Genomic DNA, 21,589 nt, shown 5'->3' with positions numbered 1-21,589 from the left:
GTCAGCTGTTGTCCTGGCTGGGCGTGGCCATCGGGGTCGCCCAGGTCAGGTCGAGCAGGCCCTCGTAGGCCGGCGCGGTCACCCGCGGCAGCGTGACCACGTCGTAGCCCACCCCGCCCGTGGGGTCGGCGGCGTACTCGCGGTAGACGTCGAGGTACCGGTCGTCCTCCAGCGAGGCCAGGATGTCCTCCTGCGCGCCGATCCCGACGATCTCGTACGGCGGGGAGTAGGGCACGCCGTGCAGGGTGACGGAGTTGCCCTCGCACTTGATGCCCGTGGTGGAGATGACGCGCTGCCCCTGGAGGGTGACCGCAGTGGCCCCCGCCCGCCACATGGCGTTGACGACGGCCTGGATGTCCTGCTGGTGGACGACGAGGTCGTTCTGGTCGCGGTCGGTGGTCTCGATGAGGTCCTGGGGGGCGTCGGTGAGCGTCACCTTGACCGCGGGGCCGGTGCGCGGGGTGAGGCCGGCCGGGTCGACCAGGGTGTCGATCTCGTCCTGGTAGCGGTTGACCGTCCGGTCGCCGAGCCCGGCGGTGAGGGTCTCGATCTCCGCGGTGAGGTCGGCGACCTCGTCGGTGAGCTCGTTGGTGTCGTTGCGCTCGGCCTGCACGACCGACGCCAGGTCGGTGTAGCTGCCACCGCGCAGGTCGGTGCCGCCGCTGTGCTCGGCGCTGACCGCGAAGAGCGCCCCGCACAGGATGAACATCGCGGGAGTCCCGACCCGCCACACGAGGCGCCGACGACGGGCGCGCGCGGCGTCCTCGTCGGGGCGCGAATCGGGCTGGGCGGACATGACGACTACGCTAACCCCCCGGTGGGCGCCTGACGTCCCATCGCCCCAGTTCGTGAGCTACGAGGAGTGGTCGTGCCCAAGTCCAGCGAGGCGTTCGTCGACAGCCCGGCGAAGGTCTTCTCCGTGAGGTTCGTCGTCGCACTGCTGCTCATCGCGGCCGGGATCGGCTGGATCCTCTACTACTACCTCGGTGTCCGGCCCGACCCCGCCGTCTTCCCGGCGGAGGAGGGCTCGCCCAAGGCGATCGCCGACCTCGGCCTGTGGAACTACGCCATCGGCTTCGGCCTGATCATGGTCGGCCTGGCCATCTCGGCGCACCCCTCCACCCCGCTGGGTCGCGGCCGGGGCGTCGTGATCGGCATGCTCGGCTGCTTCCTCATCGGCCTGCTGTGGATCTGCACCTTCTACGTCTTCTCCAACGACCTGTCGGGGCTCCCGGTCATGAACGACCTGGGCCAGTGGAACCTCGCGGTCGGCATCGCCTTCATGGCGGTCGGGTTCACCTTCGCGACCCGCTGGGAGTGACCCTCCCCCTCGTCGAGCGCACCGGCGCCGGCTCCCGCCAGGGGGTCGGCGCCGGCGTCATTTCCGGGCGTCTCCCCGACCGATTTCCCCAGTCTGGGGACAACCTGTGGAGAATTACACGCCTGTAGTTATCCACAGGTGATTCCACACCTGTGGATGGAGTGGGCGCGCGAATACCCGCCGCTGTGATTCATACAGCGGCGGGTCGCGACGACCGCCGGGCGTCATGCGCGGCGAGCGGGGTGCGGCGTCCGGCTCAGCCCAGGGCGAGCGTGCGGACGGTCGTCAGCGCGAGCAACGACACGGTCAGCAGCGCCATGCCGGTCCACTGGACGAGGGCGCGGCGCTCCCGGGGCGCGTAGACCAGCAGGGCGGCGATGAGGGCGCCGCCGACGAGGCCGCCGAGGTGCCCCTGCCAGGAGATGTTGGGCACCGCGAAGGTGATGAAGATGTTGATGGCCAGCAGCGCGAACAGGCTGCGCAGGTCGCCGCCGACCTTGTGGGCGACGACCCCGAGGGCGCCGAAGAGTCCGTAGATCGCGCCGGACGCACCGACGGTCAGCCCGAGCTCCGGGGAGAGCCACAGGACCGTGACCGAGCCGGCCAGCCCGGACAGCAGGTAGATCGCCAGGAAGCGCACGCGTCCGAAGACCGCCTCCAGCTGCGGGCCGAGGACGTAGAGGGCGAGCATGTTGCCTGCGATGTGCCACAGCTGCACGTGGGTGAACTGGCTGGTGACCAGCTGCCACCACGCTCCGTCGGAGACGCCCACGAGGAACTGCCCGCCCACGGCGTCGCACGCTCCACGCTCGATGGCGTAGAGGAACTGGTCGCCCGGGGCGCAGGCGCCGTTGGGGCGCAGCCCGAGGCGGTCGACCAGCACGCTGGACGACCGGCCGGTGACCTGGATCGCCAGCCAGACCACGACGTTGATGACGATGAGCACCAGCGACGTCAGAGCCGGGTTGGCCGAGCGCGCCCCGCCGTACGGCGCCTGGATGCTGCGTGTCGTCCGTGCGCCCTCGGCGATGCAGGAGGGGCACTGGAAGCCGACGGCCGCGTCCCGCATGCAGTCAGGACAGATGGGGCGCTCGCAGCGCTGGCAGCGGATCCAGGTCTCGCGACCGGCGTGCCGATAACAGGTCGGGACGCCGGCCGCGGGATCGCCGGAAGGCGGCTGGGTCATGCGGGTGGGTGCCTCAGCGCTCGATGGTGACCGACTCGATGGTGACCGGCTCGGCCGGTCGGTCCATCGCGCCGGTGCGGGTGGTGCCGATCGCGTCCACGACGTCGCGCGAGGACTGGTCGGCCACCTCGCCGAAGATCGTGTGCTTGCGGTTGAGCCACGGGGTCGCGCCCAGGGTGATGAAGAACTGCGAGCCGTTGGTGCCCGGGCCGGCGTTGGCCATGGCGAGCAGGTAGGGCTTGTCGAAGACGAGCTCGGGGTGGATCTCGTCCTTGAACGTGTAGCCCGGGCCGCCGGTGCCGGTGCCCTGCGGGCACCCGCCCTGGATCATGAAGCCCTCGATGACCCGGTGGAAGCCGAGGCCGTCGTAGAAGGGACCGCTCTTGCCGTCGCCGGTGGTGTAGTCCTTGGTGCCCTCGGCGAGGCCCACGAAGTTGTCGACCGTCTCCGGCGCGTGGTTGGGGAACAGGTTGATGACGATGTCACCCTTGTTCGTCTTCAGGGTGGCCTTGGTGTCAGCCATGGTCTGCCTCTCGCGTGTCAGGAGTGCGTACGACGCCCCGAGGGCGCCGCGCACGTGTCGCCGTCGATCCTGCCATGTGGTCGTGCACCGCGACCGCGCGGTCGAGGTTCACCCGGACGGGGCTGTCGGTCGGTTCACGCGGCATGGTGAGATGGGTGCACTACTCGCTCCACTACACAGCAGGAGGCCTTGCATGCACATCGGCAGGAAGAAGTCGGTCATGGAACGGGCCCACGACTACGTGGAGTCCGTCGCCGACACCGTCATCCCGCAGCTCGAGGCCGCTCTGGAGAGCGCCCGCGACGCGGCCGGGCCCGCGCTCGCCGACGCCCGGGACAAGGCAGCGCCGCTGGTGTCCGACGCCCGCGACCGCGCCGTGGTCCTGACCCACGACGCCCGGGACCGTGCGGTCCCCCTGCTCCAGGACGCGCGCGACCGCGCCGTCCCGGTGCTCGCCGAGGGCAAGGCGCTGGCGGCCGAGAAGGCCGCCGTCGCCGCGACGATCGCCGCGGACAAGGCGGCCGAGGGCCGTGACCTGGCCGCCGCCAAGGTGGCCGAGCTGCGCCACGAGCCCGAGCCCCAGCGCAGCAAGATCAAGACCGTCCTGGTCATCGGTGGCCTGCTGGCCGTCGGTGCGGCGGTCTTCAGCAAGGTGCGCCAGTCGCAGAAGACGAAGGACAACTGGCAGTCGAGCTACACCCCGGCCCCGCCGGCCAGCGCGACCGGCTCCGGCGTCTCGTCCCCGCTGCCCAAGAACGGCACGGCAGGTGACCCGCTCACCGACCCGATCAAGACGCCGCTCGACGCGGACACCCCCACGGCGGTCGACGCCGCCGAGGCGTCCGACGCGATGACCGACCCCACCCACCGCGCCCCGGTGGACGACGCCGCCGGTGGCGCCCCGGGCGAGGCCCTCAGCGACGCGGTCGAGGAGCCCCACGACGTGACGACGCCGGACAACCCGGCCGAGGTCATCGACGTGGACGACGTCCCCGACAACAAGAGCTGATCGCACAGCACTGATCCACCCCGCGAGCCCCGGACCTGCTGGTCCGGGGCTCGTGGCATGTCCGGGACCTTTTCGGGGTAGTCCGTGACGAACGGACCCCCCACCGGCCGTCGGCGGGGTCCGTTCGTCACGGACTACCCCACAGAAGGGCTCCTCAGGCCACCGGGCGGTTGTCCTCGACCCAGGCGTCGATCTGCTCCCACCAGCCGTAGAGCCACTCGATGCGCTCGTCGCGTCCCTCCGGGATCTCCGCGCGCGGGACCTCCCACCAGCGCATCACCAGGGTCTTGTCCATCGGCAGCTCACGCCACAGGTCGGCGACGGTCAGCAGGTGGTCGAGCCCCGTGTGGGCCACCATCACCACGTCGGCGTGCGGGGCCGCGTCGAGGGCGGCGAGGAACCCGCCGGGGCGCGGGGCGAGCACGTGGGTCATCCGCTCGGCGCGGTGCGCCATCTGGTGCAGGCCGAGCTTGTGCAGCCGCCCGATGGCGCGCTCGCGGCGGGCGGGGGTGAAGTTGCCGCCCTCGGGGAAAATCACGAACGCGTCGTTGGTGTCCAGCCCGGCGGCGAGGGCGGCGATCTGCGACTCGAGGTCCTCCCCGGCCCCCGGGTCGGGGGAGATGAAGCTCGCCGGGATCCGGCGCAGGATCACGTCGATGGCCGGGTCCCACGCGAGGGTGTCCTTGAGGACGACGCGCGGCTCACGGCCGTACCAGTGCAGCAGCGCGTACATCAGGGTGAACGAGTCGCCCGGTCCCGCGTGGCGGCAGCAGACCAGGATCGGCCGCTCCGGGTGCCGGTCGGGTGCCGGCCCGTCGGTGCGGATCCGCAGCGCCAGCACGCGGCGCGCCTCGCGGAAGAAGCCGACCAGCGTGAACTGCACGAGGTCGTAGTGGATCCCGGCGAAGTACGGCGACCGGATCTTCCACCCGAAGCCCGAGGCCAGCCACAGGCCGAGGAGCACGAGCAGCAGCAGCGACTCGGCCGTGAGGTAGAGGAAGGCCACCCAGAACAGCCGCAGTGCCCGCCAGCGTCCCGGGATCACCGGCGAGAGCGCGGCCGCCCCGATGATCCAGACCGGCAGGCTGACCCACAGCAGGGCGGTGACCACGACCAGGGCCGGCGCGAGCACCAGCCGACGCAGCACCCAGATCACGGCCGGCTCACCGCGGGTCCGGCCCGAGGTGCTCGTCGAGATAGGCGATCGAGGCGTCGTACGTCGCGTCGATGCGGCGCTGCACGGACGAGAAGTTGCGGAACGCGAGCATCGAGTCGTCCTTGGACGACGTGCCGGCCGCCGGCAGCACGTGGGCCTCGACGTCGTCGGGGACCTCGGCCAGCTCGCGGGTGAAGCGGTGCCGGCGGGCCACCTCGAAGCTCACCCGGGCCACGTCCCACGGTCGCTTGGGCACCGAGAGCGGTCGATCGATGCGGCCGACCTGGAGCACGAAGACCCGGGTCGCGCCGAGCGCGACGGCCCGCCCGACGGGGATCGAGTTGACCAGACCGCCATCGAGGAAGTGCTCGACGCCGAACTCGGTCTCGACCCGGGCGGGCGGGAGCAGGCCGGGCACCGCGGCGCTGGCCACGATCGCCGGCACCAGCGGCCCGGAGTCGAACCAGTGCTCGGCGGAGCGCTCGATGCTGGCCGCACACACCTGGAAGGACACCTCGAGGTCGGCGAAGGTGGTGTCGCCGAACTCCTCGGCCAGCCGGGCGGTGAGCGGCTTGGCGGAGTAGATGTGGGTGCCGGTGGAGACCGCGCGACGGACGCTGCGCAGCGGGCGGTCGCCGTACACGTCGCGCGACTGCGCGGTCTGGGCCCACAGGTCGGTGAGCCGCTCGATCACCGGCAGCCGCGGCTCGCGGGCCACCATCGCGCCGTTGAGGGCGCCGACGCTGGTGCCGAGCACCAGGTCGGGGGTCACGCCGCGCTCGAAGAGCGCCCGGAGCATGCCGACCTCGACGGCACCGAGGATGCCGCCGCCGCCCAGGACGAACGCGGTCGTCACGATCGAGCGCCCCTCACGTGCTCATCGCAGCTCGGGTTGCAGCTCGGGGTGCTCGGCGCGGGTCCGCTGCGTGGCGCGGTGCTCGGCCCAGAACGACAGGATCGGCACGGTCCCGCAGACCAGGGTGACCACGAGGAAGGGCATCTCCCAGGCGGCGCGACGTCCGAGCATGAACGCGGTCACCAGGAAGATCATGTAGAGCCACCCGTGCGCGACGCCGAGGTACTCGGTGATCGCCTCGCCGAACTGCTGGACCGAGGACCCGGGGGTGACCAGCTCGGGGGTGCTGGGGAAGACGCCCCACATGCTGCTGCCGTCGAAGTTGGCCAGCGGGACGCCGATCAGGATGAGGACGACGAGCAGCACACCGACGACGGTGGCCATGACGCGGTAGCGGAGCAGGGCAGCCTTCACGCGGGCGAGTCTGTCACGCGGTCCGCAGCCCGCAGGTCGCGCACCCAGCGCCACCAGATGAAGGCGGCGAAGCCACCGAAGACCCACCACTCCACGGCGTACAACAGGTTCTTCAGCGCGGTGAAGCTGCCCACCTCCGGCAGCGACCCCAGGCTCGCCGCCTCCAGGCCGGGCGCGGGCTCCTGCGCCACCACGTAGGCGCCGTACAGGTCGGCGTCGACGCGCTGGACGGCGTCGGCGATGCGGAGCTGGGGTACGACGTCGTCGTCCGGGTCGTCGTCGACCGCACCGGTGCCCTCGGCGGGCTGGAGCCAGCCCGTGAGCTCGGCGGAGCCGTCGGGCAGCTCCCCGTCGGGGGCGTCGCTCCAGCCGCGGACCACCAGCACCGCGGTGTCGGTACCGGAGAGCTCCAGAGGGGTCACCGCCCAGTAGCCGTCACGGCCGTCCTGTACCCGGTCGGAGACCCAGAACGAGCCCTCGGGGAGCCAGCTGCCGGCCACGTCGACCGGCCGGCCGACCTCGTTGCCGGGGAACGGGTCGTCGGAGCCCATCACCTCGTCGATCGCCACCGGGGTCAGCTCGGTGAGGTCGCGCGCCTCGGCGTCGCGGCGCGCCTGCCAGGCCCCGAGCTGCCACCAGCCGAGCCAGCCGGCGATGCCGACGAGCACCAGGGCCAGCGCCGTGGCGGCGACGGTCCGGGGGGTGGATGACACGGCCAGAGTCTGCCACTCGGCCCCCAGCCGCCCCACGCCCGCGTACCCTTCGCACGACAGGGAGAGGCGGACATGACTGACACCCAGCCGACGGTGGTCGACGGCAGCACCGGATCGATCACCGCGCACGAGGCGGAGTGGTTCAGCCGCACCTTCACGCAGATCGCCGACCACATGGGCCGCGCCGTCCTCGGCAAGGACCACGTCGTGCGGCTCGCGCTCACCTGCCTGGTGTCCGAGGGCCACCTGCTGCTCGAGGACCTCCCCGGCACGGGGAAGACGATGCTCGCCCGCGCGCTGTCCAACACCATCGAGGGCAGCCACGCGCGCATCCAGTTCACCCCCGACCTGCTGCCCACCGACGTCACCGGCGTGACGGTCTACGACCAGCACAAGGGCACCTTCGACTTCCACCGCGGGCCGATCTTCCACGACATCGTGCTGGCCGACGAGATCAACCGTGCCTCGCCCAAGACCCAGTCGGCGCTGCTCGAGGTGATGGAGGAGGGCCACGTCACGGTGGACGGCATCACCCACGCCGTGGCGCGCCCGTTCATGGTGATCGCCACCCAGAACCCCATCGAGCAGGCCGGCACCTACCGGCTGCCCGAGGCCCAGCTCGACCGCTTCCTCATGAAGACCTCCGTCGGCTACCCCGACGCCGAGGCCACCGAGGAGCTGCTCCTCGGCTCGGCGGTCCGCGACCGCGCCTCGCTGGTGGCGCCCGTGGTGTCCCGCGAGGTCGTCTCCGAGCTCACCCGCGTCGCCGGGGAGGTGTACGTCGACCGCGCGATCGTGCGCTACGTCCGCCAGCTCGCCGAGGCCAGCCGCGAGCTCCAGCACGTGCGGATGGGGCTGTCCGCCCGCGGCTGCCTCGCCCTCGTCCGGGTCGCCAAGACCTGGGCCGCCGCCGACGGCCGGACCACGGTCGTCCCCGGCGACATCACCGCCCTGGCCACGCCGGTGCTGTGCCACCGCCTGCTGCTCGACCCGCAGGCCCAGTTCAACGGTGTCTCGGTCGACGACGTCATCGAGCGCCTGCTCGAGTCCGTCGAGCCCCCGACCTACCGCGGCTGACCGGGGACCTGCCGTGCTGTCGCGCGCGCTCGCGGTGACCAGGACGGGGTCGCGCGTGGTGACGTCGACGGGCCGCGGCGTGCTCCTGCTCGGGGTGGTGGCCTACGCCGGGTCGCTCGTCTGGGGCCTCGTCGAGCTGCGCCTCGTCGCGGTGATGTGCCTCGGCGTGCTGCTCGCCGCGGTGCCCTGGCTGCTCGTCCCCATGCGGGTCGAGGCCGACCTGCGGCTCCGCCCGCCCCGCACCACGGCCGGCGAGGCCGTCGAGGCCTCCCTGACCGCGACGAACCACGGCGCCCTGCCGCTGTGGCAGCCCCTGGTGCGGATCCCCGTCGGCACCCGGGAGACCTGGGTGCGGATGCCGTCGCTCGACCGCGGCAGCCGCGAGCGGGTCGAGGTCGTCGTCGACGACCTGGCCCGCGGGGTGCTCCAGGTGGGCCCCGCCACCGCGGTCCGCTCCGACCCGCTCGGGCTCCTGCACCGTCCGGTGCGCTGGGGCGGTGCCCGGGAGCTCTTCGTGCGCCCCGCGATGGTGGTGGTGCCGACGCTGGGGGCCGGTCAGGTCCGCGACCTCGAGGGCACGCCCAGCGACCGGGTCTCCATGAGCGACCTGGCCTTCCACGCGCTGCGCGAGTACGTCCCCGGGGACGACCTGCGCCACGTCCACTGGCGCTCCTCGGCCCGCGCCGGCGAGCTGCTGGTCCGGCAGTACCACGACACCCGGCGCAACCACGCCACCGTCGTGGTCGACGCCGACCCGGCGGCGTACCCCTCCGTCGAGGCCTTCGAGCTGGCGGCGTCGGTCGCGGCGTCGCTGCTGATGTGCGCCGCGCGCGAGGAGTACGACGTGAGCCTGGCCTGCGCCGACGTGCAGCTGACCGCGCTCCCGGCCCCCGCCGTCCTCGACGGCACCTGCCGGATCGACCCGGTGCCCGGTGCCGCGTCGCTGAGCGAGCAGGTGGCCACCGCGATGGTGCTGGCGCCGGAGACCAGCGTGCTGCTGCTCGTCACGGGCAGCGGCACCGACGCGGAGGCCGTCACGCGCGCGACCGTCGCGCTGCCGGCCGACACCCGCGTCGTGGTGCTGCGGGCCGCGCCCGGCGAGACGGCAGGCGTGCTGCGCCAGCACAGCCACGACGCCGTCACCGTCGGGTTGCTCGGCGAGCTCCCCGGGCTGATGGCGGCCGCCTCGTGAGCACTCGCACCCGCCCCCTGCCGCCGTACGCCGCCGCCGACCTGCTCGCGGTCGTCGTGCTGTCGGCGATCACGCTGGTGGGCCTCACCGACAGCTTCGCCGGGATCCGCTGGGTCCTCGTCGGCGTGGCCGGGGTGGCGATCGGCCTGGCCTGGACCCTCACCCTCGTCACCCTGCGGATGGGGCTCGGGGTGGTCCTGCCGCTGCTGCCGGTGCCCTACCTGCTCACCGCGGGCCTGCTCGCCCTCGGCTCGTCCGGGCTCCTGCTCGGCGTGCCCGACATCGAGACGATCGCCGACGTCGTGGTCGGCACCGTCGGCTCCTGGCGCGTCCTCGTGGAGACCGCCCCGCTGGTCGACGGCGAGGGTTCGGTGCTGCTGATCCCCTACGCCCTGGGGCTCTTCCCGGCCGGTGCCGCCTCGGCGCTGGCGCTGCGCAGCCGCCGGGCCGCGCTGCCGCTGCTCCCGATGGCCGCGGGGCTGGTGGTCGCCCTCGTGCTCGGCGTGACCGACCCGTTCTCGACCCTCCTCCAGGGGATCGGCTTCGGACTGGTCTCCCTCGCCTGGATCTCGCACCGCGGGCTGCGCTTCGAGGCCGGCCGGCGCAGCGACGCGGCCCTGGGTGCGGTGTCCGCGCGTCGCCTGCTGGTGGGCCTGGCGGTCGTCGGCCTCGTCGCCGCGGCGTCGTACGTCGTCGTCGACCAGCCGGACGGCCAGCGCCGCTTCGTGCTGCGCGAGGCGGTGGCGCCCTACGACTCGGTCTACCTCGAGACGCCCCTGTCGGCCTTCCGCCGGTTCCGCGACGAGGGCCCCGGGTCCTACACCAACCTCGCGGACCGCAAGCTCTTCCGGGTCCGGGGCGCCGGCCCCGGCACCCGGGTCCGGGTGGCGGTGATGGACCGGTACGACGGCACCCGTTGGTACGCCGACGACGACACCAGCCCCGACGACTTCACCGACCGGTTCCTGCGTGTGCCGTCCCGCCTCGACAACCCCGCCCGGGGCGAGGAGCAGCTCTACACGTTCTTCGTGCGCAGCACGTGGGACCTCCCGTGGGTGCCGACCATCGGGGCGATGCAGGCCTTCGAGTTCTACGACGACTACGCCAGCGACCGGCTGCCCGACCTGCGCTACAACCGGGCCACCGACACCGCGGTCCTCCCCGGCGGGCTGCGCGTCCAGGAGGACTACGTCCTCACCGCCATCCCGACCCCCGACAAGCTCACGGTGCGGATGAAGCCCTTCCGGCGCCCCGACACGACCCTGCAGGAAGCCGCCGAGTTCCTCGACGTGCCCGCGCAGGCGTGGTCGCTGGGGGCGAAGACGCAGATGGCGGCCGTCTTCCGCATCGCCGACCGGCTCCGCGAGCGCGGCCGCTACTCCGACGGCGCCTTCGGGTGGGAGACCCGCTTCGACGCGGGCCAGGACGAGCGCCGGCTCGACGAGGGGTTCGTCAACGCGCCGATCATGGTCGGCAACGACGAGCAGTACGCCGCGACCATGGCGCTGCTCGCCAACCGCATCGGCGTCCCCGCCCGGGTGGCCGTCGGCGCCGTGCTCGGCCGCAACGGGGTGATCAAGGGCAAGCACCTCGACGCCTGGGTCGAGATCCGCGTCGCCAACGGCTCCTGGCGGGTGCTGCCGACCCGCGCCTTCATGGGGCGTCGGCCGCCCAAGCGCGACTCGGCGCCGCTGCCCGAGGTCAGGCTCCCACCCGAGCAGCGTCCCGAGGACCGACCGCAGCAGCCCGAGCCCGAGGTCCGGGAGGAGGCGGAGGCCGAGGACCGGCAGGACGAGGCCGCGGACCAGCCGCTCCCCCGGTGGCCGCTGCTGCTCCTGGTGCCGCTCGCGCTCGGGGTCGTGCCGCTGCTCAAGGTACTGCGACGACGCCGGCGGCGGGCCGCGTCCCCCACGTCGCTGGCCTACCTCGGCGGCTGGGACGAGCTGGTCGACACCGCGCACGACCTCGGCGTCGCCGTGCCCCGCAGCACCCGGTCCGCGCAGGCCACCGCCCTCGGCGTACCCCGGTCCCTCGCCCGCGACGCCGACGTCGCGACGTTCTCACCGGACGAGCCGGACACCGCGGAGGAGTTCTGGGCGCTCGTCGACGAGGGGCGCGCCGGTCTCAGGTCGTCGGCTCGTCCCGTACGACGCGTGCTCGCGCCGCTCGACCCACGCTCGCTGCTCCGCCGCCGGCGCTGAGGATCAGCCGAACCACTCCCACAGCCACGCCCGCATGGTGAGGATCTCGGCGTGCTGGCTGCTGCTGATCGACCGGGCCAGGTCCTCGACGTCCTCGTGCTCGGCGAGGTCGCGGACCACCAGCTGCTGCGCCATCATCACGGCGGCCATGTGGTGCCCGACCATGTCCTCGAGGAAGACCCGGTCGAGCTCGTCGCCGGTGAGGTCCTCGAGGTCGCGCATCATCGGCTCGTAGTCGGCACTCGTCGACATGTCGGGGTACCACTCCTCGAGCCACCCGCGCATCTGCTCGACCTCGGCGGTCTGGCCCTCGACGATGGAGCGACCGAGCTCGCGCATCTCGGGGCGCTCGGACCGGGCCAGCTCACCGGCCGCGTCGATCGCCTCCTCGTGGTGGGCCACCATCTCGACCAGGAACTCCGCCTCGCTGCGGACCGCGACGTGCATCCCGGCCCCCATGAAGCCGCCGCCCATCATCGACCCCGGCCCCGATCTGCCGGGGTCGCGGTCGTCGCGGTCCTGGGCGGTCGACGTCATCATGCCCGGACCCCAGCCGCGGTCCCGGTCCCCCAGCGCGAGGGCGAGCACGGCGGTCACCAGCGCGGCCATCATGACGGCCACCACCGCCACCGAGAGCGCAACCAGCGTCGGGCGCTTCATGCCGGGCCTCCTCGCAGGGTCCTCCTGCTACCGAGCATGCGCCGGTCCGGGCCGATCGGTCAGAGGCGGGCGCCCCGGCCCCGTGTGCCGGAGGTCCTTGACCGGGCCTACGGGGATCACCGGTCAGCCAGTGGTTCCGCGCGACCAGATGGAGGAGATGGGTGGTGGAGCCTAGGGGACTCGAACCCCTAACCCCCTGCTTGCAAAGCAGGTGCGCTACCAATTGCGCCAAGGCCCCCGGGTCGGCCCGCGAGGGCCGGTGAGGATCAGGACTTGTGGACGGTGTCCGTCGCCTCGGCCCACAGGGCCTGCTCGGACTTGCCCTCGTCCATCTTCTTCTTCGCGAAGGCGGCACCGGCGGCGGCCAGCAGGACCAGGATGATCTTCTTCATGGTGCGCTCCTGAGGGGCGGGGCTGGTGCCGGGATGGTGCCGGATGGGGAACTGCGGTGGGCCTAACAGGACTTGAACCTGTGACCTCTTCCTTATCAGGGAAGCGCTCTAACCGTCTGAGCTATAGGCCCGAGTCGCCGAGTCACGACGACACGGCCGCCACCGGCGGCCGAGGGGGAACACTACCCCACCGCCGAGGGCCGTCACAAAACGCCGGTACGCCGTCCGCGGAGGGTGTGCGCGGGTGTCAGCGCTCGTCCTCCGAGAGGGTGACCTCGATGCCCCCGAGGAGGGCAGCGGCCATGTTGTAGAGGAAGGCCGTGAGGGTCGCGATGGCGGTCAGCAAGATCACGTCGATGATGCTGACGAGGAGGGTGAAGCCGAGCACCCGGCCCATGCCGACGTAGTTGGTGACGTCGAAGTCGCTGGTGTTGGTGTCGCCCTCGACGACGCTCGCCACGGTCGAGTTGATCGAGTCCCACACGCCCGCGGCGCCGAGGACCGACCAGACCATGAAGACCGCCACGAACGTGACCACGCCGAAGGCCACGGACAGCAGGAACGACGTCTTCATGACCGACCAGGGGTCGATCCGGGTCAGTCGCAACCGCGCGCGACGGGGCGACTTGCCGGGCCCCTTGGTGACCCGACGACCGGTGCGGCTGTCGCTGGCGTCGGCGTTGGCCTTGTGCTCGGTCGCGGCGTTCGACAGCTTCGCCTGGACGCGCTCGCTCAGCGACGGCCGAGACGCGGCAGGGTCGTCACCGCGCGGGCTGCCCTGCGATCGGGAAGCGGTGCGCTCGGACATGGATCACTCCTCAGCGGACTCGGAAGGACTCTCGATTGTTGCATCGTCGGCGACCTCGGGCGATTCGTCGGCGTCCGCGACCTCGGTCACGGCGCCGTCGGCGGCGTCGGTCGCGACCGGCGTACCGGCCTCGTCCTCACCCTCGACCGCGCCGTTCTCGACCTCGTCGGCCTCCTCCTCGCGGGCCTCGACCGAGCGGGCGACCACGACGACGGAGTCGTCCTTCTTGGGCTGGACGAACTTCACGCCCATGGTCGAGCGGCCGGTCGGCCGGAAGTCGTCGTTGATGGGGCTGCGCACGACCTGGCCGCCCTGGGTGATCGACAGCACCTCGTCGCCGTCCTCGACGATGAAGGCGCCGACCAGCCCGCCGCGGTCCTCGTTGGCCAGCGACATCGCCTTGATGCCGAGGCCGCCGCGGGACTGCGTGCGGTAGTCGTTGATGCGGGTGCGCTTGGCGAAGCCGCCGTCGGTGATGGTGAAGACGTACTGCGGCTTGACCTCGCCGGTACCGGCGGCGGTGGCGACCTCGTCGTTGCCGTGTGCCTCCTCGACAGCACCCTCGGTCGGGGCCGCGACCTCGTCGCTGGGCGTCTCCGCGTCGAGCCCGGCGGCGACCTCCGCGGCCACCTGCGCGGCCCGGATGATCGACATCGACAACAGCGAGTCCTCGCCGCGGAACTTCATGCCCGACACACCGCTGGTGGCCCGACCCATCGGCCGCAGCTGGGAGTCGTCGGCCTTGAAGCGGATCGCCTGGCCCTTGCGGGAGACGAGCAGGATGTCGTCCTCGGCGTTGGCCAGCTCGGCGCCGATCAGCTCGTCATCGTCCTCACGGAAGTTGATCGCGATGACGCCGGCCTGGCGCGGGGAGTTGTAGTCGCCGAGGCGGGTCTTCTTGACCAGGCCGTTGCGGGTGGCGAGGACGAGGTAGGGAGCCTGCTCGTAGTCGCGGATCGCCAGCACCTGCGCGATGTCCTCGTCGGGCTGGAAGGACAGGAGCCCGGCCACGTGGCCGCCCTTGGCGTCGCGCGCGGCCTCGGGGAGGTTGTAGGCCTTGGTGCGGTAGACCCGGCCGGCCGTGGTGAAGAACAGCAGCCAGTGGTGGTTGGTGGTGGAGATGAAGTGCTCGACCACGTCGTCGCCGCGCAGGGTCGCGCCCCGCACGCCCTTGCCGCCCCGCTTCTGCAGGCGGTACTGCTGGCGCAGGGTGCGCTTGGCGTAGCCGCCGCGGGTGATCGAGACGACCAGCTCCTCGTCGGGGATGAGGTCCTCCATGGAGAGGTCCCCGTCGGCGGCGATGATCTGCGTACGCCGCTCGTTGCCGTACTTGTCGACGATCTCAGTGAGCTCGTCGATGACGATCTGCCGCTGGCGCGTCTCGTTGGCCAGGATGTCCTCGAGGTCGGCGATCTCGAGCTCGAGCTCGGCGAGCCGGTCGATGATCTTCTGCCGCTCGAGGGCCGCGAGGCGACGCAGCTGCATCTCGAGGATGGCGTCGGCCTGCACGTCGTCGATGTCGAGGAGCTGGATGAGTCCCTCGCGGGCCTCGGCGACGTCGGGGCTGCGGCGGATGAGGGCGATGACCTCGTCCAGCGCGTCGAGCGCCTTGACCAGGCCGCGGTAGACGTGGGCCTGGCGCTCCTTCTCCGCGAGGCGGAAGCGCGTCCGCCGCTGGATGACCTCGATCTGGTGGGTCACCCAGTTGCTGATGAACTGGTCGATCGTCAGGGTGCGCGGCACCCCGTCGACCAGCGCGAGCATGTTGGCGCTGAAGTTGGTCTGCAGCTCGGTGTGCTTGAGCAGGTTGTTGAGCACCACGCGGGCGACCGCGTCGCGCTTGAGCACCACGACGAGGCGCTGGCCGGTGCGACCCGACGAGTCGTCGCGCACGTCGGAGATGCCCTGGACCTTGCCCGAGTCGGCAAGCTCGGCGATCTTGAGCGCCAGGTTGTCGGGGTTGACCATGTAGGGCAGCTCGGTGATCGACAGGCAGGTGCGCCCCTTGGCGTCCTCGTCGATCTCGATGACCGCGCGCTGGGTGACCGAGCCGCGACCGGTGCGGTAGGCCTGCTCGATGCCCTCGCGGCCCACGATGAGCGCGCCGTTGGGGAAGTCGGGACCCTTGACCCGCTCGATGAGCGCGTCCTGGAGCTCCTCGCGACTGGCGTCGGGGTGCTCGAGGGCCCACCGGGCGCCTTCGGCGATCTCGCGCAGGTTGTGCGGCGGGATGTTGGTCGCCATGCCGACCGCGATGCCGGCCGAGCCGTTGACCAGGAGGTTGGGGTAGCGCGACGGCAGGACGACCGGCTCCTGCGAGCGACCGTCGTAGTTGGGCTGGAAGTCGACGGTGTCCTGCTCGATGTCGCGCACCATCTCGAGCGCGAGCGGGGCCATCCGGCACTCGGTGTACCGCATGGCCGCGGCCGCGTCGTTGCCCGGCGAGCCGAAGTTGCCCTGGCCGTTGACCAGCGGCGCCCGCATCACCCAGGGCTGCGCGAGGCGGACCAGGGTGTCGTAGATCGCGGTGTCGCCGTGCGGGTGGTACTGACCCATGACGTCACCGACGACGCGGGAGCACTTGGAGAAGCCGCGGTCGGGGCGGTAGCCGCCGTCGTACATCGCGTAGAGCACCCGGCGGTGCACCGGCTTGAGGCCGTCACGCACGTCGGGGAGCGCGCGGCCGACGATGACGGCCATCGCGTAGTCGATGTAGGCGCGCTGCATCGAGGTCTGGAGCTCGATGGGCTCGATGCGGCCGCCGCCACCGGCTCCGGCGAGGTTGTCGGTCGTCTCAGTCATCGCTACTTCTCTCTCACGGTGTCTAGCTCACGTCTTAGAGTTCTTGATATTCAGCTACAGGAGCGGCGAGGGGTGCCGGCTCGCAAGGCGGAGGAGCGAGTGCGACCTCAGAGCGGAGCGGGTCGTCGAGCGACGACAACGCAGCGAGGGGGTGCCCATCGCCTCTCCTGTCAGATGTCGAGGAATCGGACGTCCTTTGCATTGCGCTGGATGAAGGAGCGTCGCTGCTCGACGTCCTCGCCCATCAGCGTGGAGAACACCTCGTCGGCCTGGGCGGCGTCGTCGAGGGTGACCTGGAGCATGAGGCGCTGGTCGGGGTTCATCGTGGTCTCCCACAGCTCCTCGGCGTTCATCTCACCGAGGCCCTTGTAGCGCTGGACCGGGTTCTCCTTGGGGAGCTTGCGGCCCTGGGCCAGGCCGTCCTTCATCATCGCGTCGCGCTCGGAGTCGGAGTAGACGAACTCGTGCTCGGCCGGCTTGTTCCACCGGATCCGGTAGAGCGGCGGCTGCGCCATGTAGACGTAGCCGTGCTCGATGAGCGGCTTCATGAAGCGGAACAGCAGCGTCAGCAGCAAGGTGTTGATGTGGTGGCCGTCGACGTCGGCATCGGCCATCAGCACGACCTTGTGGTAGCGCAGCTTCTCGAGGCTGAACTCCTCGTGGATGCCGGTGCCCAGCGCGGAGATGATCGCCTGGACCTCGGTGTTGGCGAGCACCTTGTCGATGCGGGCCTTCTCCACGTTGAGGATCTTGCCGCGGATGGGGAGGATCGCCTGGACGCGCGGGTCGCGGCCCTGGCGGGCGGAGCCGCCGGCCGAGTCGCCCTCGACGATGAAGACCTCGCACTCGGCGGGGTTGGTCGACTGGCAGTCGCTCAGCTTGCCGGGGAGGCCACCGCCGCCCAAGAGGCCCTTGCGGTTGCGGGCCAGGTCGCGGGCCTTGCGGGCCGCGATTCGTGCCGACGCCGCGGCCTGCGACTTGCGGACGATGTCCTTGCCCTCGGCGGGGTTCTGCTCGAACCACGCCCCGAGCTGGTCGTTGACCACGCGCTGGGTGAAGCCCTTGGCCTCGGTGTTGCCGAGCTTCGTCTTGGTCTGCCCCTCGAACTGGGGCTCCTCGAGCTTGATCGAGATGATGGCGGTCAGGCCCTCGCGGATGTCGTCCCCGGAGACCCGGTCCTCCTTCTTCTTGATCTGGCCCCACTCCTCGCCCCAGTGGTTGACCAGGGTGGTGAGCGCCGAGCGGAAGCCCTCCTCGTGGGTGCCGCCCTCGTGGGTGTTGATCGCGTTGGCGAAGGTGTGGACCGACTCGGTGAACGAGGTGTTCCACTGCATCGCGACCTCGAGGCTCATGTGCGCGCCCGAGGACTCGGGGGACTCGGCCTCGAAGGAGATGACGGTGGGGTTGGCCAGGGTCTTGCGGCGGTTGAGGTGCTCGACGTAGTCGACGAGGCCGCGGTCGTACTTGAAGATCCGCTCGAGCCCGGTCTCCGTGCGCTTGATCGCGTCGGTGCCGGCCTGGTCGACGCTGGCGTCGACGGTGCCGTCGCCGACGGCGTCGGCGACCTCGTCGGCGTGCGGTCGCTCGTCGCGCACCACGATCTCGAGGCCCTTGTTGAGGAAGGCCATCTCGCGGATGCGGTGGGTGATCGTCTCGAGGTTGTAGGTGGTGGTCTCGAAGATGTCCTCGGAGGCCCACCAGGTGACGGTGGTGCCGGTGCGCTCGCCCTCCTCCATCGGCCGGACCTGCTCCAGCCCGCCGTCGGGGACACCGAGGCTGAAGGTCTGGCGCCACAGGTGGCCGCGGTTGCGGACCTCTGCGTGCAGGTGGGTCGACAGCGCGTTGACGACCGAGACGCCGACGCCGTGCAGGCCGCCGGACACCTTGTAGCCGCCGCCGCCGAACTTGCCGCCGGCGTGCAGCATGGTGAGCGCCATCGTCAGCGCGGGCATGTCCTGCCCGGGCGCGGTGTCGGTGGGGATGCCGCGGCCGTTGTCCTCGACCCGGACGCTGCCGTCGGCCCGCAGGGTGACGATGACACGGTCGCAGTAGCCGGCCATCGACTCGTCGACGGCGTTGTCGATGATCTCCCAGATGAGGTGGTGGAGGCCGCGCTCACCGGTCGAGCCGATGTACATGCCGGGCCTCTTGCGGACCGCTTCGAGTCCCTCCAGCACCTGGATCGCGGAGGCGTCGTAGTCGACGCCGTTGGGCCTCTCGGGGGCGGATCCGTCGCTCACGCGTACCTCATCTGCTTCTCGACCACACGGGCCGGTGACATGGGAGAGGGTCGCGACTGGTGAGCCGGCGACCCAAACGCTGAGTCTACCCGTCACGGGCCCACAATCCACGCAAGTGCCCCCCGGATCGGGTCGCCTGTGGATGAAAAGTGCCCCTGAGCGCCCCGTGAGGGGCTCGCGGAGCGCCGATCAGGGGGTCGGACAGGTCCCTGTACGCCGGTGCGGCCCGTAGATCGTCATTTCGGGGTACGCCGTGCGAGGACGTCAGCCGTACGTGTCGCGTGGCCCGCGACCGTCGCGACTGGTGAAGCGGCCCTTCTTCCAGCTCGGGAGGTGTGGCCCCTGGATGTCGATGACGGTGACCGTCCCGTGGCCGAGCTCCTCGTTGAGGCGGCGCACGATGGTCGGTGCCAGCAGCTTGAGCTGGGTCGCCCACGCCGTCGAGTCGGTGCGCACCACCAAGCGGGTGTCGCCGAACGACTCCGGCGTGCAGTGCGAGGCCACCTCGTCACCCACCAGCTCGGCCCACCGGCCGAAGACCGACTGCACGCGCAGGTCGAGCTCCCACCCGTGGTTGGCGATGAGGCGACCCATCGCGGTCTCCATCAGCTGGGGGTCGCGGTCGGAGGGGAACGCCCCGGACGTGCGGGGGCCGCCGCGGCGACGCGGGGCGTCGTACGGCGTGGTGCGCTTGCGCTTCCTGGCCGTCGGCTGGCCGGGGACCGCGCCGGCGGCCCGGCGGGCGGCGCGCGCCAGGTCGAGGCCGTCGTCGCGGTGCTCGGGAACGGGCTCGGGGGCCGGACCGGTTGCCGGCAGCTCGTCGGAGGCGGGCGCCTCGCCGGGAGGGTCACTCGTCACGGCGCACCTCCCCGTCGGCCACGACGTACCGCACGCCCTGCAGCGCGACCGGCACGTCGGCGGCCACGGCCGCGGTGACCAGCACCTGCTCGGCGCCGGCCACCAGCTCGGCCAGCTGTTGTCGGCGCTCGCCGTCCAGCTCGGCGAACACGTCGTCGAGCACCAGGATCGGGTCGTCGCCGTCGGCGCGCAACAGGTCGTACGACGCCAGGCGCAGCGCCAGCGCGAAGGACCAGGACTCCCCGTGGGAGGCGTACCCCTTGACCGGGAGCCGGAGGTCGTCGTTGCCCAGGGTGAGCTGGAGCTCGTCGCGGTGCGGCCCCACCAGGGAGATCCCGCGGTCCAGCTCGTCCTTGCGGCGCCGCTCCAGCTCGGCGAGCAACGCGTCGGTCAGGTCGGCGGCGTCGGTGGCGCCGTCGAGCTCGAAGGACGGTTTGTAGTCGATCTCGGCGTCGTCGCGGCTCGCCCCGCGGGCCACCGCCTCGTAGGACTTGCCGAGGTAGGGCCGCAGGTCGTCGACGAGCCGGAGCCGGGCGGCGAGCAGCTCGGCGCCGACCCGGGCCAGGTGGGCGTCCCACACGCCGAGCGTCGAGATCGCGGTCTCCCGGGCCTCGCCGCGGGCGATGCCGGCGGTCTTGAGCAGGGTGTTGCGCTGCTTGAGCACCCGGTCGTAGTCGGAGCGCACGCCGGCCAGCCGGGGGGCGCGGAGGACCAGCAGGTCGTCGAGGAACTTGCGCCGGTCGCTCGGGTCGCCCTTGACCAGGGTCAGGTCGTCGGGGGCGAAGACCACGGTCCGCACCAGGCCGATGATCTCGCGGGGGCGGGGGAGCGGGGACTTGTTGATCCGCGCCCGGTTGGCCCGGCCCGGGTTGAGCTCGACCTCGAGCACCGCCGTACGCCCGTCCTTGACCACGGCCGCGCGGACGACCGCCTGGTCGGTGCCGGCCCGGACCAGGGGGGCGTCGGAGGCGACCCGGTGGGACGAGAGCCGCGAGAGGTAGTCGATGGCCTCGACGAGGTTGGTCTTGCCCTGCCCGTTGCGGCCGATGAACGCCGTCGCGCCGGGGCCCAGCTCCACGTCGAGGTCGGCGTAGGAGCGGAAGTTGTGCAGCGTCAGGTGTGCGACATGCACGTGGGACCTAGCTCTCGCCCGTCTGGCGACCCTCGCCGGCTCCGGCCTGCTGGGCCGCACCCGACTGGTCGGGGGAGTGGCCGGTGGCACCGGAGGCGTCGCCGCCCTTGGGGGCGGCGGTCCTGACCGCGTGGCCGCCGAACTGGTTGCGCATCGCGGCAACGGCCTTCATGGTCGGCGAGTCCTCCTGGCGGGAGACGAACCGTGCGTAGAGCGCCGCGGTGATGGCCGGGGTGGCGACCGCGTGCTCGATGCCGGCCTCGACGGTCCAACGACCCTCGCCGGAGTCCTCGGCGTAGCCGGCGATCTGGCTCAGGCCGGGGTCGTCGTCGAGCGCCGCGACCATCAGGTCGAGCAGCCACGAGCGGATGACGGTGCCCTCGCGCCACGAGCGGAAGACCTCGGTCACGTTGTCGGTGAGCTCGGCCGCCTCGAGCAGCTCCCAGCCCTCGGCGTAGGCCTGCATCACGGCATACTCGATGCCGTTGTGGACCATCTTGGAGAAGTGGCCGGCGCCGACCTTGCCCGCGTGCACGGCCCCGAAGTCGCCCTCGGGCTTGAGGGAGTCGAAGGCGGGCTGGACCTTGGCGATGTCGGCGGCGTCCCCGCCGTACATGAGGGCGTAGCCGTTCTCCAGGCCCCAGACGCCTCCGGAGACGCCGCAGTCGACGTAGCCGACGCCCTGGCCGGACAGCAGCTCGGCGTTGGCGATGTCGTCGGTCCAGCGGGAGTTGCCGCCGTCGACGACCACGTCGCCCTCGCCGAGGAGCTCGCCGAGCTCCTTGACCGTGGCGCGGGTGGGGTCGCCGGCCGGGACCATGACCCAGACGACCTTGGGGGAGGGCAGGGCCTCGACGAGGGCAGCGAGCGAGTCGACGTCGCTGACGTCGGGGTTGCGGTCGTAGCCGACGACGGCGTGGCCCGCGCGGCGCAGCCGCTCGCGCATGTTGCCGCCCATCTTGCCGAGGCCGACGAGTCCGATGTCCATGCGTGTGCCCTCCAAGACGATGTCGCTGCTGCTGCTGCCACTCAACCACGCGCTCCGGCGC

General features: G+C 71.7%; 20 protein-coding genes and 2 tRNA genes. 5 read left to right on the top strand and 17 right to left on the bottom strand.

The window, feature by feature from the left end; genetic code table 11:
• Position 1: 1 nt before the first annotated feature.
• A complete protein-coding gene (locus DAE25_RS10875; protein WP_234410974.1) occupies positions 2-796 on the bottom strand; it encodes a DUF881 domain-containing protein in 795 nt (264 codons plus the stop codon).
• Positions 797-868: 72 nt separating this feature from the next.
• Between DAE25_RS10875 and DAE25_RS10870 the strand changes: the two genes are divergently transcribed.
• Positions 869-1,321 carry a cell division protein CrgA gene (locus DAE25_RS10870; protein ID WP_234410973.1) on the top strand — a complete coding sequence of 151 codons (453 nt, stop codon included), beginning with the start codon at positions 869-871 and terminating at the stop codon, positions 1,319-1,321.
• Between the two features lie 256 nt (positions 1,322-1,577).
• On the opposite strand, the gene DAE25_RS10865 is transcribed toward DAE25_RS10870, so the two are convergent.
• Both DAE25_RS10865 and DAE25_RS10860 read right to left on the bottom strand, forming a co-directional pair.
• The gene (locus DAE25_RS10865; RefSeq protein ID WP_107766208.1) at positions 1,578-2,507 is read right to left on the bottom strand and encodes a rhomboid family intramembrane serine protease; all 930 of its coding nucleotides are present in this window, start codon (positions 2,505-2,507) and stop codon (positions 1,578-1,580) included.
• A 13-nt stretch (positions 2,508-2,520) separates the two neighbouring features.
• Complete coding sequence (locus DAE25_RS10860; RefSeq protein ID WP_107766365.1) at positions 2,521-3,030, bottom strand: peptidylprolyl isomerase; 510 nt, start codon at positions 3,028-3,030, stop codon at positions 2,521-2,523.
• Between the two features lie 193 nt (positions 3,031-3,223).
• Here DAE25_RS10860 and DAE25_RS10855 point away from each other — a divergent pair, with 193 nt between their 5' ends.
• Positions 3,224-4,039, top strand: a complete 816-nt coding sequence (locus tag DAE25_RS10855; RefSeq protein ID WP_107766207.1) for a hypothetical protein — start codon at positions 3,224-3,226, stop codon at positions 4,037-4,039.
• Between the two features lie 154 nt (positions 4,040-4,193).
• Here the strand turns inward: DAE25_RS10855 and DAE25_RS10850 are convergent, their stop codons facing one another.
• Genes DAE25_RS10850 through DAE25_RS10835 form a run of 4 tightly spaced genes read right to left on the bottom strand, consistent with a single transcriptional unit; the run spans position 4,194 to position 7,178 of the window.
• The gene (locus DAE25_RS10850) at positions 4,194-5,195 is read right to left on the bottom strand and encodes a lysophospholipid acyltransferase family protein (RefSeq protein WP_107766206.1); all 1,002 of its coding nucleotides are present in this window, start codon (positions 5,193-5,195) and stop codon (positions 4,194-4,196) included.
• A 7-nt stretch (positions 5,196-5,202) separates the two neighbouring features.
• The gene (locus DAE25_RS10845) at positions 5,203-6,051 is read right to left on the bottom strand and encodes a patatin-like phospholipase family protein (protein WP_107766205.1); all 849 of its coding nucleotides are present in this window, start codon (positions 6,049-6,051) and stop codon (positions 5,203-5,205) included.
• 21 nt (positions 6,052-6,072) lie between these two features.
• Entirely contained in the window at positions 6,073-6,465 is a 393-nt protein-coding gene (locus tag DAE25_RS10840) for a DUF3817 domain-containing protein (protein ID WP_199907536.1), read from the bottom strand.
• A complete protein-coding gene (locus tag DAE25_RS10835; RefSeq protein ID WP_159083679.1) occupies positions 6,462-7,178 on the bottom strand; it encodes an SURF1 family protein in 717 nt (238 codons plus the stop codon). The genes DAE25_RS10840 and DAE25_RS10835 overlap by 4 nt, the downstream gene beginning before the upstream one ends.
• A gap of 72 nt (positions 7,179-7,250) precedes the next feature.
• Here DAE25_RS10835 and DAE25_RS10830 point away from each other — a divergent pair, with 72 nt between their 5' ends.
• The 3 genes from DAE25_RS10830 to DAE25_RS24125 are packed head-to-tail and all read left to right on the top strand — an operon-like array spanning position 7,251 to position 11,648.
• A complete protein-coding gene (locus tag DAE25_RS10830) occupies positions 7,251-8,255 on the top strand; it encodes an AAA family ATPase (RefSeq protein ID WP_056888010.1) in 1,005 nt (334 codons plus the stop codon).
• A gap of 55 nt (positions 8,256-8,310) precedes the next feature.
• On the top strand, positions 8,311-9,447 hold the full coding sequence (locus DAE25_RS23535; RefSeq protein ID WP_199907535.1) for a DUF58 domain-containing protein: 1,137 nt from the start codon (positions 8,311-8,313) through the stop codon (positions 9,445-9,447).
• Positions 9,444-11,648 carry a transglutaminase domain-containing protein gene (locus tag DAE25_RS24125; protein ID WP_107766204.1) on the top strand — a complete coding sequence of 735 codons (2,205 nt, stop codon included), beginning with the start codon at positions 9,444-9,446 and terminating at the stop codon, positions 11,646-11,648. Before DAE25_RS23535 ends, DAE25_RS24125 begins: the two co-directional genes overlap by 4 nt.
• 3 nt (positions 11,649-11,651) lie before the next feature.
• Here DAE25_RS24125 and DAE25_RS10815 read toward each other — a convergent pair whose 3' ends face one another.
• From DAE25_RS10815 to gnd, 10 genes are all read right to left on the bottom strand, one after another.
• The gene (locus tag DAE25_RS10815) at positions 11,652-12,308 is read right to left on the bottom strand and encodes a DUF305 domain-containing protein (RefSeq protein WP_107766203.1); all 657 of its coding nucleotides are present in this window, start codon (positions 12,306-12,308) and stop codon (positions 11,652-11,654) included.
• Positions 12,309-12,470: 162 nt separating this feature from the next.
• Positions 12,471-12,546: transfer RNA gene (locus DAE25_RS10810), tRNA-Ala, on the bottom strand.
• A gap of 28 nt (positions 12,547-12,574) precedes the next feature.
• The gene (locus DAE25_RS23860; RefSeq protein ID WP_234410972.1) at positions 12,575-12,700 is read right to left on the bottom strand and encodes a DLW-39 family protein; all 126 of its coding nucleotides are present in this window, start codon (positions 12,698-12,700) and stop codon (positions 12,575-12,577) included.
• A 57-nt stretch (positions 12,701-12,757) separates the two neighbouring features.
• Positions 12,758-12,831, bottom strand: a tRNA-Ile gene (locus tag DAE25_RS10805).
• 116 nt (positions 12,832-12,947) lie between these two features.
• Positions 12,948-13,508 (bottom strand): DUF3566 domain-containing protein, encoded by a 561-nt coding sequence (locus DAE25_RS10800; protein WP_107766202.1) that lies wholly within the window; start codon positions 13,506-13,508, stop codon positions 12,948-12,950.
• A 3-nt stretch (positions 13,509-13,511) separates the two neighbouring features.
• A complete protein-coding gene (gene gyrA / locus DAE25_RS10795) occupies positions 13,512-16,310 on the bottom strand; it encodes a DNA gyrase subunit A (RefSeq protein WP_107766201.1) in 2,799 nt (932 codons plus the stop codon).
• Between the two features lie 170 nt (positions 16,311-16,480).
• Positions 16,481-18,550, bottom strand: a complete 2,070-nt coding sequence (gyrB, locus tag DAE25_RS10790) for a DNA topoisomerase (ATP-hydrolyzing) subunit B (protein WP_107766200.1) — start codon at positions 18,548-18,550, stop codon at positions 16,481-16,483.
• A 264-nt stretch (positions 18,551-18,814) separates the two neighbouring features.
• Positions 18,815-19,408 carry a DUF721 domain-containing protein gene (locus tag DAE25_RS10785; RefSeq protein WP_107766199.1) on the bottom strand — a complete coding sequence of 198 codons (594 nt, stop codon included), beginning with the start codon at positions 19,406-19,408 and terminating at the stop codon, positions 18,815-18,817.
• On the bottom strand, positions 19,398-20,540 hold the full coding sequence (gene recF / locus DAE25_RS10780; RefSeq protein WP_107766198.1) for a DNA replication/repair protein RecF: 1,143 nt from the start codon (positions 20,538-20,540) through the stop codon (positions 19,398-19,400). Before recF ends, DAE25_RS10785 begins: the two co-directional genes overlap by 11 nt.
• Before the next feature lie 7 nt (positions 20,541-20,547).
• A complete protein-coding gene (gene gnd / locus DAE25_RS10775; protein WP_234410971.1) occupies positions 20,548-21,528 on the bottom strand; it encodes a phosphogluconate dehydrogenase (NAD(+)-dependent, decarboxylating) in 981 nt (326 codons plus the stop codon).
• Between the last annotated feature and the right edge of the window lie 61 nt (positions 21,529-21,589).

It is taken from the genome of Nocardioides terrigena, from assembly GCF_003047265.1.
GTDB classification, from domain to species: domain Bacteria; phylum Actinomycetota; class Actinomycetes; order Propionibacteriales; family Nocardioidaceae; genus Nocardioides; species Nocardioides terrigena.
This window is presented reverse-complemented; position numbering and strand designations above follow the sequence as displayed.

Excerpts from the sequence above, each read along its gene's own strand:
- DAE25_RS10830 (WP_056888010.1), top strand. The coding sequence starts at position 7,251 with ATGACTGACACCCAGCCGACGGTGGTCGACGGCAGCACCGGATCGATC.
- DAE25_RS10815 (WP_107766203.1), bottom strand. The coding sequence starts at position 12,308 with ATGAAGCGCCCGACGCTGGTTGCGCTCTCGGTGGCGGTGGTGGCCGTC.
- DAE25_RS10860 (WP_107766365.1), bottom strand. The coding sequence starts at position 3,030 with ATGGCTGACACCAAGGCCACCCTGAAGACGAACAAGGGTGACATCGTC.
- DAE25_RS10800 (WP_107766202.1), bottom strand. The coding sequence starts at position 13,508 with ATGTCCGAGCGCACCGCTTCCCGATCGCAGGGCAGCCCGCGCGGTGAC.
- DAE25_RS10875 (WP_234410974.1), bottom strand. The coding sequence starts at position 796 with ATGTCCGCCCAGCCCGATTCGCGCCCCGACGAGGACGCCGCGCGCGCC.
- DAE25_RS23860 (WP_234410972.1), bottom strand. The coding sequence starts at position 12,700 with ATGAAGAAGATCATCCTGGTCCTGCTGGCCGCCGCCGGTGCCGCCTTC.
- DAE25_RS10865 (WP_107766208.1), bottom strand. The coding sequence starts at position 2,507 with ATGACCCAGCCGCCTTCCGGCGATCCCGCGGCCGGCGTCCCGACCTGT.
- gnd (WP_234410971.1), bottom strand. The coding sequence starts at position 21,528 with ATGGACATCGGACTCGTCGGCCTCGGCAAGATGGGCGGCAACATGCGC.
- gyrA (WP_107766201.1), bottom strand. The coding sequence starts at position 16,310 with ATGACTGAGACGACCGACAACCTCGCCGGAGCCGGTGGCGGCGGCCGC.
- DAE25_RS10855 (WP_107766207.1), top strand. The coding sequence starts at position 3,224 with ATGCACATCGGCAGGAAGAAGTCGGTCATGGAACGGGCCCACGACTAC.